The following is an 11456-nucleotide window of genomic DNA, read 5'->3' as shown; positions in this document are numbered from 1 at the left end:
GGAGCACAACACAATGAATGCAGCCTCTCAAATTCAAGCCGTAATCTTTGATCTAGACGGCGTTATTACGGATACCGCAGAATATCATTATCAGGCTTGGGGTATGATCGCGAAAGAACTGGGACTTCCGTTCACCCGAGAGTTCAATGAGAACCTAAAAGGTGTATCACGCATAGCTTCACTGGAATTGCTGCTTGGACAAGCAGCAATTCCGCACACTTACTCCCCCGAAGAGATGGAGAAAATGGCGACCCGCAAAAATGAGTTCTATCAGCAGCTCATTCAGCAGGTAACCCCGGCCGATGTGCTGCCTGGCATCTCTGAATTGCTCACCGAGCTGAAGGCCCACGGAGTGAAGACCGGCATTGCCTCCGCAAGCAAAAATGCCTTTACAGTTATCCGTCTTCTAGGTATGGAGAAAGACTTCGGAGTTATTGTAGATGCAGCCAAGCTTGCCCGCAACAAACCAGACCCGGAAGTATTCTTGACCGCCGCGGACGCGCTTGGGGTAGATCCGCAATTCTGCGTCGGGGTAGAAGATGCAGTCGCCGGGGTAGAAGCGATCAAAGCCGCCGGTATGTTCGCTGTATATATCTCCTTACAGGAGAACTTGTCCATCGCTGATATGAACTTGAACCATACTGCTGAACTTAATTACTCCGAGCTAAACCAGCAATTCGTTGCTACAAAGAATAGAGTAAGCTAAATAATTGGGCATCCCAGCCTCAATATATGTAAATCACGAACTAAGCCGGCAAGCTTCTAAGGGAAGCTTGCCGGCTTTTGTTTGAAATATGATTTTAGCTTGAATGTAGGCTGTTGTAATAGGATAGGAAAGCGCAACATCCCTCAGAACATCTGCTTCCGATCGTTTATTATAAACTTTTTCAGACCATCCCAGCGTTATCAGATCTATCTTTAAATAGTTTCTTTATCGTTAGTCCAAATAAAACACAGCAAGTCAGTGCCGCACAAAAATCAGCAATAGGTTCAGCAATAATCACTGCATCTGTTTTCGGGCTAATAAATGTCGGGAGCAAAAGTACTAATGGAATAAGCAAGATAATCTTACGCAAGATCGCGATAAAAATAGAAACTCGTGCTTGTCCCAAAGCAATAAATACTTGTTGAAAAGCTAATTGAATACCAAAAATACAGGTGCCAAGGAAGAATATTTTCATTAATCTAGCAGTCAGAGCCACAAGCTCAGTATTATTAGTAAAAATGATAATGGGCAACTGCGGGACAAAAATGGCTATGCTCCACATCGACAATCCAAAAGCAGCACAAAAAACACTGCAATATAAAATGGTGGATTTTACACGTGCAAAATCGCGAGCTCCATAATTATAGCTAATAATAGGTTGTGCCCCTTGCGCAAACCCAGATAACAACGTCCCAAAGATTTGCATTAGTGTTCCCATAATCCCCATGGCAGCAACGTACATATCGCCTCCAAATTTAGCTAAGGACGTGTTAAACACGATTTGAATTAAACTTTCGGTCGACGTCATAATAAATGGAGATAGTCCCAATGCAAGTACCTTAGCGGCTTCTTTAGGTTTAATACGCATGTTCGATAGACGCAAGCGCAGATGAGCTCGTTTAGAGACTAAGAACCCCAATACCCAAGTAGCTGAAATAAATTGTGCAATGACAGTAGCCAATGCTGCTCCCTTAATTCCCATATTCATCTCAAAAATAAAAATGGCGTCAAGGACGATATTCACAACTGCACCAATGCATACCGTGAGCATGGCTGTTTTGGCATATCCTTGTGCTGCAATAAATGGATTCAACCCTAAAGAAATAAGCACTGCCACAGTTCCAATAAGATATATGCTTAAAAAATCGTCGGCTAGCGGCAATGTATCGTGGCTCGCTCCGAACAACGTTAAGAATGGGGACTTAAAGATAAGAAACAAAGCTGTCAGGATTACGGATGCCATTAGTAGCATAGTACAACAACTTCCTAGTAATTCTTCAGCTTTTTTATGTTCACCTTCGCCCATCTTTATGGACGCTAGGGGAGCCCCTCCAGCTCCGATTAGAGCGGCAAATGCTGAAATCAACATAATAATCGGAAAAGAAATTCCTATAGCGGATAAGGCTAGCGTTCCCCCCTCCTCCATCCTTCCGAGGAACATCCGATCAACTACACTGTACATGGCATTGATTAGCTGAGCTATAACGGCAGGAATAGCCAATAAGAAAATAAGCTTGGGTATACTTTGGTTGGCAAAACGATCCTTCATTTGATTATTCATTAATTCATTTCCACTATAGCTTCTCGGAGGCTTTTAGGAAGCTTTTTGACAACCATATCGTAGGAATGGTCAATCATGTCAAAGACATCCGACGTCGGCAGGGATCCATCGATCATGATTGAATTCCAGTGCTTTTTGTTCATATGAAAGCCTGGTCGTACGCAATCATGCTGCTCTCTTAAGTTCTCCGCAATAATCGGGTCACATTTTAAGTTTAAGCGAACAACCTTCCCTGTTTCCTCAAAAATAAGTGCGAACATTTTATCAGCAACTTTGATGACCAATGGAGTGGGTCCAAACGGATGCTCCTGAGTCGCCCCTTTCTTTTTCAAACAGTATTCGATAATAGTATTCTTCAAATCAGTCTCTCTCCTTCGCTGATCAACAATCTGATCATTTTTGCCATTAACCACGTTTCTTAATTATATCATTTTGTTCACCCTCACAAAGAGAAGAAGATCATTTTAACAGAGAAAAGACCGTCTCCATCGAGAGCGGTCATAAAGTTCATTGATATATAAATAATAGTAATGCGACAACTTCCCTCAAAATACCCGCTTCTGATTCCGATCATCAATAATAATCTGTACCGCTTCCTTAAACCGAATCGCATGGATAATCTCCCGCTCCCTCAGGAACTTAAGGCTATCCTGCAGATCCACATCATCTGTCATGTCAATCAGCCACTGGTATGTAGCCCGGGCCTTTTCTTCCGCTGCAATGTCCTCATAAAGATCAGCCAGCGGGTCACCCTTAGCTTGAATGTAGGCTGCTGTAAAAGGTACGCCGGCAGAGTTCGAATAGAACAACGCGTGATCATGCTGCGCAAAATGTGGACCTAGCCCAGCTTCCTCTAGCTCACATACCGAAGCGTCCTTTGTCAGCTTATAAATCATAGTGGCTATCATTTCCAAATGGGCGAATTCCTCAGTAGAAATATCGTTCAAAACGCCAATCACTTTATCTGGGATCGTGTATCTTTGATTCATATAGCGCAGGGCTGCGGCGAGCTCGCCATCCGCTCCTCCATATTGCTCACTTAAATAACGCGCCATCCGGATATCACATTTACCGACCCGTACCGGATATTGCAGTTTTTTTTCGTAGATCCACATTCGGAAACTTCCCCTCCTCTAGAAATTTAGTTCCTTACAGTTGCACTCTTCTTACACCTGCCAAGGCCAAGGCGTCTGATTCCATTCCCACGGACATTTCGAATAGGCTCTGCCAAAATTCTGCAGCGGACCGTATAATTCCTGAAATTGATTCGCGAGCTTGGTACGTTCCTGAGTCAGCTGATTAAATTGTTCAATACTTCTCAAATCATCAGGATGAGTATTTAGATATAAGTTCAACTCCACTAAGGCAAAGTCAAGTGTCTGCAGTTGCTCAAGCAATTCATAATAACGTTGATCGCAAGGATTTGCCTCCATAATCTATTTCCCTCCTCCTTTGCACTTGGACTCATATGGGCTGTAAAATGCTGGCCATAACGTGCCAACCCTTAGCGCCTCCTGCAAACTAAACTGAGGTAAATCTGGCGGCTGAAAATTAACGAACTGATTGGGTGGAACTACATAAGTCTTGAACGGCACCGGCGGGCAAGGATCAAACGGGCCCCTAAAGGGGGTGTACCTCCGTACCTGTGATTCCATCTTTTCGTACCTCCTTTGTTCCTGTTCCTTCTTTGAAGAATCTGAACATTGCTTCCTTAGCTAACTTATGACAGCAGAACACAATATAAAACGTTATTTACAAAAAAAGCCCCTAGGCTTGAACTTTTCGTGTAATTTACACGAAAAATAAGCTGTCCCCGGAAATATACCGGAAACAGCTTTTCAATTGGACCTTTTTTTAGTATTACGCTTAGGGGTTAGCTCCTTTGAAAGAATCCTCGTGCTTAATCTCAAGGATATCCAACATAAATACAAAGATGGGAATGCCAAGAATAAGTCCCCAGACACCTATATAATGCTCAGAGAACAATAACACGCTGAAGGTGTAGAACATCGGCAAATTCATTTTTGTGGACATCAACTTGGGATTCAAGAAATAGCCTTCGATAAAATGCAACACCGCAATGATCGCCAGCACATAAGTGACTGTTGTCAGACCGCCGATGTTGTAGCCGATGATTAAGAGCGGAATGAGCGAAATCAAAAAACCAACCACCGGAATGAGACTGAGCAGAAAAATCAAGATCGATAGGGCAAATAAATATGGGAAGTTAAGCAACCATAAGCCAATAACAGTAAGGCAGGTATTGAACAAGGCAATAAGAATTTGCGCTTCAATTACTTTCCCAAAGGAAACGATGAATTGTCGGCTGAAATACTCCAGCTCTATATAAAACCAGGCAATCCGGCTCTCTCTCATCCTAGAAGTAAAACTGACGATCCGGTTCTTCTCAAGAATAAACACAAAGCTTAGAATGGTTGATACAACGAAAGTCGCGCCCCAGTTGCTAACCTTCAGTACATAATCGATGCCTCTTTTGATGTAGATCTGATAGTTTAGGTCCTTGAACATATCATACAAATACAATGTAATCTTGTTCTGCGGGAGGTCGTCTGATTTGAGATTGGTAAGGAAGATGGTTAATTGCTTAATCTGCTCCAATACTTTTGGAAGATATTTAGCAAGGGCCAGTACAATCACAGCGATTAAAGCGAGGTATAAAATGACAATAATCACCTTACTGTTAACCTTCACAAATTTACCAATTCCTTTACTAAGCAAGGTCTGAAAGCTGTTCATGACAAAAGCAATCAAAAACGTCAGCAACACCAGATTAAGCATCCCTCGAACACTGTACAGCAGCAGCCCGATAAGTGCGAGAATTAAAAAGCGTCTGGTGGTTATGTTCGCGTAGAATCGCTTGAATACATTCATTGATCTTGCTCCATTCGATTGCGATTAATGATGCTATCATCCAATGACTATAAAAAGGAAAACCTAGCCCCCACAAAAAAGCCGATGGAAACAAAAAGAAGTGACCAGGTTAGCGCTCCTGCAGTCGTTATGAGTATATATTTTTTGAAAGACATAGCACTGATACCAGAAATATAGCTTGATACATGCCTCAGACCGGGAATAAAATAGGCAATAAAAATGGTCCAGTTACCGAACCGCAAAAACCATCTTTTCATACTGGCAAAACGCTTGGGTGTAAGCCCCACCCACTTGCCGAATTTTTCTACCACAGGTTGCCCTAGTCTTAAACCAATAGTATAGCTGATAAGCATCCCTGTGATAGATCCCATGAAACAAACCAATACCGAAAGTGAAAAATCCAAAACCATAACGGAGGATAAATAACCTACAAACAGCATTAATACCTCATCGGGTACAGGAAGTCCGATAATCCCAAGTGCCATAAGAGCAAATATGGCTAAATATCCGTACTGCGAAATGATCTCAATAATCCAAGGCATGGGTGTTTCACTTCCTGTTGAAGGATTTTTTAAGGGACGGAAAAGGGATACGACTGACCATCATTACGGATAGTAATGCCATTAACACGATGACCAGACCCGGTTTCATACGTTCATCTAGTAAAGAAATCATCGACAGAATGACTCCGGCAGCAGTGATCGGCATTCCCACGAACCCCTTGGAAGGCGCCGACAGATTAAATCTGGCCAAACGAAGTGCACCACAGATCAAAAAGAAAACCGAAACTGCAGGTCCAATCCAGTGAGCATCTTCTAACTTATACAACAAGATAAGGAAGGTTGGCGCTAAACCAAAGGATATAATATCCGCCAATGAGTCCAATTGTTTACCGAATTCGCTGGTACAATGCAGTATTCTTGCCAGTAATCCATCCAATACATCACATATTGCCGCGAGTAATATCATCAATAAAGCCAGACTATATCGTTCTTGAATCGTGAAATACAAGGATAGGGATCCGAGTCCTAAGTTTGCAAGTGTGCACATTGAAGGCAACCAATTCAATTTCATACGATTTCACCCCTTTCAATATAGTATTTTTAGTGATTCGCTTAACCTTCAAAAGTCACAGTAAAGCTGACACCTTTCTCCGTATTTTTCACTGTATAAATACAAGCGTGCATATCTAGTATTCGCTTCGCAATAGAAAGCCCCAGACCCGTACCGCCCGTCATTCGACTGCGAGAGGGCTCAGACCGATAGAACCGTTCCCAGATCTGCTCCAGCTGATCTTCAGGGATTGATTCTCCTATATTTTGAATCGTGAATACAATAGTCTGGGCATGACTCTCAATATTAACGGTGATGGAGCTTCTCTCTTCCGCATGTCTGATAGCATTGGTCATAAAATTTAGTACCACTTGTTCGATCCAGTTCACATCAGCATAGACCGGTAATTCATTTGCAGGAATAATAATGACCTCCAAATGCTTTTCACTCAGCAAGTGAACCAGCTTGTCCGTCACCTTTTCCGTCAGTTCACTTAACATAAAGGAAGTTTTCCGAAGTTTAATCGTGCCCGACTCCAACCGCGCTAGATCTAGCATGTTTTTAACAAGAAACTCCATTTTATCTGCTTCCTCAATAATCACCTTAATATAGTGATCCTGTTTGCCTGCACTAACGCCGTCTTCCAATCCCTCGGCAAAACCTTTGATAATACTGAGCGGTGTCTTCAATTCATGCGAGGCGTTGGCAAAAAAGTCCTGCTGCATGATCTCCATTCTTTGTTTCTGCTCCATATCCTCAACTAGCTGCTGATTGGCCTCTCTTAACTCTCGTAAAGCAGAATCCAGACTTAGCGATAAGGTGAACATGCTGTTAGACAGGCTGCCTAACTCATCCTTTTGCCGAATCGATGTGTCCCCTGTAAAGTCCAGAGAAACCATCCGTTTGGCTATGTTGTTTAACTTAATAAGCGGACGTGTTACCATTTTTGAAAAGAAGAGAGAAAGAACCAGAATTAGAACAATGCCGCCTATTCCCAGATATAAAAAGAACCAACGCAACGCCTCGTTCGAATCCTTGACTTCCTGTAATGAGGTGACTGTGAATAGTAATTCGATTTCTCCGGTACTTTGCTTCAGGGGCAAAATAATCACAGAATTGCGACTACCACTCCAGGGAGCAATCCAGTCTTGCTTCTGCATTTTCAAATTTTTGAAGTCGTCTATCTGCGCCGGTGTCAAAGGAAACCATTCCTCTAGCGCCTCAAACAATATTCCCTGGCGTGGATTCCATATTTTCAGATCAGGCAGAACAATTTCTGCAACTGTACCAGATGCATGAATCACCCCACTCTCTTCCGCATCCCCTATTGTTCCGCCCCCTTTTTTCGTAATACTTATGGGGTAGAGAATAACGGGTGAAGAATTGTCTTCATCCAGTAGTTCGCCTTCAACACTCAACTGATCATCTACTTTAATGTTCGCTGCTCTAAGCGCATCTCCGTACTGATTCATGAACAGGGATAAAGAGACAAGCATACTCTTTCCGTCATCATCGATTAACTTTATATGAAATGGATCTTCCGAATTCATCTTTCCATCCAGCTTCAAAATAACCATTTGTGTTTTATTCCGCAGCATAAACCGAACGAGTTCCTGGGAGGTCCGAGTGCTTCCCCACGGCTCGCTTATATACCTTGCAGCAAAGCTCTTAAGGTGTTTCTCTACACGGTGCTCTTTTTGCTTCTGATAGAAATTGTCAAATAACAGCAATTGGCTTAGAATCACCATGCCATAGAAGCAAAGGAAAAAGATAACGGTCATCACAAACAGTTTAAAAGTAATCCCCCGTCTTCTCATACCTCTTCCTCGAACATGTACCCTGTGCCAATCACCGTACGAATAAAACGTGATTCATAACCCAATTTACTTCGCAGCTTTTTGATATGACTATCCACAACTCTGGAATCTCCTTCAAATTCAATTCCCCAGATCCGACTAAGGATCGTATCCCTTGAAATGACAATCCCTTTATTTCGTATTAAAAGCCATAAAAGATCGTATTCCTTAGGGGTAAGCTCCACTTCCGCATCTTCTACCTCTAAACGATGAGCCAAGGTATTAAACATCGCGGAACCAAATTTTATTATGCTAGATTCAGGCTGATGGGTGCCTTCAACTCGCTTCATAAGCGCATTTGCCCGGGCTACCAGCACCTTTGGACTAAATGGCTTTGTAACATAATCATCCGCTCCTAATTCAAATCCGTAAATTTTGTCGTCATCTGTGGATTTGGCGGTTAACAAAATGATAGGTACCGCTGATTTTCCACGAACTTCACGGCATACTTCGAAGCCATTCTTAGCAGGCATCATGATATCCAAAATCAGCAGATCCGGCAGCAGTGAGTCAAACCAAACCAATGCATCTCTTCCATTATCCGCTTCAAGTACTTCCCAATCATTCTGTATGAAATAATCAGACACCAGTTCACGAATACGAATTTCATCCTCAACGAGAAGAAGTTTCTTTTTCAATCTAGACCCCGCTTTCAAACCATATATAATCATTAGCATAGTCGAGCGTTATGTCCTTTATGTGTCCACAAAAAACTCCCCCTGTCATGAGCTATACAGCTCTAGCAGGAGGAGTTCATTTTATCCTTGATCACCCGGAACAATACGTTACAAATTTCAATAGGTTATTCTTTATCCTCATCTTGTTCTGAAGAGTTTTCTTCATCCTCGGCGCGCGGTTCATGATGAATATTAATTCTGGTAATCCGCAGTCTCGTCGATTCCTCAACTTCAAAAACAACATCCTCAACCTTCACTCGTTTTCCCTTGCTTGGATTCCCTTCCAGCTCCTTAAACAACCAGCCTCCGATAGAATCCACTTCATCATCCTCGATCACTACACCTGTAAGATCGTTGACATCTTCAATCAACATCCGGCCCTCAACAGAAATATACTCTCCGTTGCGTTCCACACTAGGACGCTCATCTTCGAATTCGTCATGCAGATCGCCTACGATTTCTTCCAGAATTTCTTCTGCTGTCAGTAGACCAGCTGTACCTCCGTATTCATCGACAACCAGCGTTAGCTGAGCTTTGTTCTTCTGCATAAATCGCAGAGTATGGCTAATCTCCATCGACTCCGGTACGTTAAGGATCGGTCGTACCAGCGTCGTAAGATCATTCTGCTGCTCAGGTGGAGCAAACAGCAGGTCGGTAATATGAATAAAACCAATAATACGGTCCTTATCTTCAAAAGCAACCGGATATCGTGAATGTCTCGTTTCGGTAATAATCTTCATATTTTCTTCGAGCGAAAGATTGCTGTACAGCACATCCATATCCGTACGAGGCAACATGACTTCACGAGCGAGTAGATCAGAGAACTCAAAGATGTTATCCATCAGCTTCATCTCATCTTTATCAATGACACCACTCTTAGCACTCTGATTCATCAGGATGCGAATTTCCTCTTCAGAGTGGGCGGCCTCACTCTCATTTGCAGGCTCAACACCCACTAAACGAAGCAATGCGTTCGCCGATGCATTCAGTACCCAGATAAATGGCATGAACAAATTATAGAAGAACATCAGAGGAGCCGAGAGCAATAAAGCGGACCCTTCTGTTCTTTGAATGGCAAGTGATTTCGGTGCAAGCTCACCAAGTACAATATGTAAAAATGTAATAATCGAAAATCCGATAACGACAGAGACGGTAGAAATCAGAGTACCATCGGTAATTCCCATCTTATACATTAACGGCTCGACGAGCAGCTCCGAAATGGCCGGCTCACCGACCCAACCTAACCCCAGCGACGCAAGTGTAATCCCAAACTGGGTGGCAGATAAGTACGAATCCAGCTTCTTATTTACCTTGAGCGCATATCCTGCCATTTTATTGCCTTCACTGACAAGTTGGGTCAGACGAGACTGCCTGACCTTAACTAATGAGAACTCCGCTGCTACAAAAATACCGTTCAATAATACGAGCACCAGAACAAGCAAAAGATTAAGCATTAATCTCCCTACTTCAAATTCCGTATGCACCACTTTAACAACGCCTCGTTTCTACAGATTAATCGCTTTTCTAGTTTTGAAATCAACTTCCGGATAATACATATCCGCTACTAACAGATTAGGTCCGCAACAACCTGCTGCATCGCAGTAACAGTTCACCTTCTGGTTCAGCGGATGCTTGGTCTGCCAATCGATAAATATATCATCCAGTTTTTGGTTGTCTATGTTGCCAAAGGCTGCGATATCAGCGAAATCTGTAACAAAAACATCTCCAGTAAACATATTTACGTTCACACGATTCCGGCCATCCGGATCATTACGAAGTGTAACATTCTTCTCTGCACGCATTCTTCTTAATAACTTCTGATCTTCCTCTACGAAGCTGCAAGCAAAAAACGGAAGCGTGCCGAATAGCATCCATACCTCTGGATCACGCTGGTCCAGTAACGAATGGATCGCTGTCCGCATTTCATTCAAAGATAACACTGGCAGAGCGGAAGCAAAGCTCGAATTGTACATCGGATGAACCTCATGCCGTTTTGCTCCCATGTCGAGAATCAGCTTATGAATTTCAGGCAACTTAGTGTGGGTACGGTAATTAATCATAGTTTCCGCAGAAATTAACATACCATCCTCACTTAGTTGGCGAGAGTTCTCAATCATTGTATTATATAGCCGGTAAGCGGCTTCCTTGGCAACCGCATGACCACTGTTCGCAAAACCGACTTCATGAAAATCGTCACCGTTCACATAATTAAATGAAATATGCATAACATCCAGATACGGAAGCAGCTTCTCATAACGGGAATACGGCATCGTCAGATTTGAATTAATTTGTGATCTGATTCCCCGCTCCTTGGCGTATTTTAACAATGGTACAATGACATTATCCACCGTTCCGGCGCGGAACATGGGCTCACCGCCCGTAATACTAATGGTCTCGAGATGCTCAACTTCCTCTAAACGGTCCAGCATATTCTTAAGCGGTAGCATATCTCCTTCTTTGGAGGTTAAACTATCACCTACAGCACAGTGCTCACAACGCATGTTGCATAAATTGGTTACAGTGAATTCCACACTCGTTAGCACATGGCGGCCATGCTTACGTAGAGAAGTGATTGGATCCCATGGATCGTAACTTGGCGACAGCTCCCTCGGTGAAGATGTTAATGGTCTAAAAACATTCATTTGTACTAGCTCCTTTAAATCTTATTCCTATTATTAACCCAAAATCATGAAGAAAGAACGATGACTTAC

The 11456-nt window shown here is 42.8% G+C and carries 13 protein-coding genes; 1 reads left to right on the top strand and 12 read right to left on the bottom strand.

Annotated elements, in window-relative coordinates; translation table 11 throughout:
* Nucleotides 1-13: 13 nt before the first annotated feature.
* Nucleotides 14-706 carry a beta-phosphoglucomutase gene (gene pgmB / locus ACN6MV_RS09340; protein ID WP_375102422.1) on the top strand — a complete coding sequence of 231 codons (693 nt, stop codon included), beginning with the start codon at nt 14-16 and terminating at the stop codon, nt 704-706.
* A 181-nt stretch (nt 707-887) separates the two neighbouring features.
* On the opposite strand, the gene ACN6MV_RS09335 is transcribed toward pgmB, so the two are convergent.
* From ACN6MV_RS09335 to yfkAB, 12 genes are all read right to left on the bottom strand, one after another.
* Nucleotides 888-2267 (bottom strand): MATE family efflux transporter, encoded by a 1380-nt coding sequence (locus ACN6MV_RS09335; protein WP_375102421.1) that lies wholly within the window; start codon nt 2265-2267, stop codon nt 888-890.
* Nucleotides 2267-2626 carry an MmcQ/YjbR family DNA-binding protein gene (locus ACN6MV_RS09330; protein ID WP_341111630.1) on the bottom strand — a complete coding sequence of 120 codons (360 nt, stop codon included), beginning with the start codon at nt 2624-2626 and terminating at the stop codon, nt 2267-2269. Before ACN6MV_RS09330 ends, ACN6MV_RS09335 begins: the two co-directional genes overlap by 1 nt.
* Before the next feature lie 186 nt (nt 2627-2812).
* Complete coding sequence (locus ACN6MV_RS09325) at nt 2813-3382, bottom strand: manganese catalase family protein (protein WP_042125896.1); 570 nt, start codon at nt 3380-3382, stop codon at nt 2813-2815.
* Between the two features lie 51 nt (nt 3383-3433).
* On the bottom strand, nt 3434-3700 hold the full coding sequence (locus tag ACN6MV_RS09320) for a spore coat protein CotJB (protein WP_094870385.1): 267 nt from the start codon (nt 3698-3700) through the stop codon (nt 3434-3436).
* A 3-nt stretch (nt 3701-3703) separates the two neighbouring features.
* Nucleotides 3704-3922, bottom strand: coding sequence for a spore coat associated protein CotJA (locus tag ACN6MV_RS09315; protein WP_042125890.1), 219 nt, complete (start codon nt 3920-3922; stop codon nt 3704-3706).
* A 211-nt stretch (nt 3923-4133) separates the two neighbouring features.
* Nucleotides 4134-5159, bottom strand: a complete 1026-nt coding sequence (locus ACN6MV_RS09310; protein ID WP_042125888.1) for an AI-2E family transporter — start codon at nt 5157-5159, stop codon at nt 4134-4136.
* A 47-nt stretch (nt 5160-5206) separates the two neighbouring features.
* Entirely contained in the window at nt 5207-5701 is a 495-nt protein-coding gene (locus ACN6MV_RS09305) for a DedA family protein (protein ID WP_042125886.1), read from the bottom strand.
* A 7-nt stretch (nt 5702-5708) separates the two neighbouring features.
* The gene (gene pssA / locus ACN6MV_RS09300) at nt 5709-6233 is read right to left on the bottom strand and encodes a CDP-diacylglycerol--serine O-phosphatidyltransferase (RefSeq protein WP_341111625.1); all 525 of its coding nucleotides are present in this window, start codon (nt 6231-6233) and stop codon (nt 5709-5711) included.
* A gap of 41 nt (nt 6234-6274) precedes the next feature.
* Nucleotides 6275-8029, bottom strand: coding sequence for an ATP-binding protein (locus ACN6MV_RS09295; protein WP_419886212.1), 1755 nt, complete (start codon nt 8027-8029; stop codon nt 6275-6277).
* A complete protein-coding gene (locus ACN6MV_RS09290; RefSeq protein WP_419886211.1) occupies nt 8026-8706 on the bottom strand; it encodes a response regulator transcription factor in 681 nt (226 codons plus the stop codon). The genes ACN6MV_RS09295 and ACN6MV_RS09290 overlap by 4 nt, the downstream gene beginning before the upstream one ends.
* Nucleotides 8707-8870: 164 nt before the next feature.
* Complete coding sequence (locus ACN6MV_RS09285; protein ID WP_341115857.1) at nt 8871-10199, bottom strand: hemolysin family protein; 1329 nt, start codon at nt 10197-10199, stop codon at nt 8871-8873.
* A gap of 51 nt (nt 10200-10250) precedes the next feature.
* Complete coding sequence (gene yfkAB, locus ACN6MV_RS09280) at nt 10251-11387, bottom strand: radical SAM/CxCxxxxC motif protein YfkAB (RefSeq protein ID WP_419886210.1); 1137 nt, start codon at nt 11385-11387, stop codon at nt 10251-10253.
* Nucleotides 11388-11456: the final 69 nt, after the last annotated feature.

The sequence above is a fragment of the Paenibacillus sp. B-A-8 genome, assembly GCF_048572915.1.
GTDB lineage: Bacteria > Bacillota > Bacilli > Paenibacillales > Paenibacillaceae > Paenibacillus_AQ.
The sequence above is the reverse complement of the archived record's forward strand: the minus strand, read 5'-3'. Positions and strand labels throughout refer to the sequence as shown.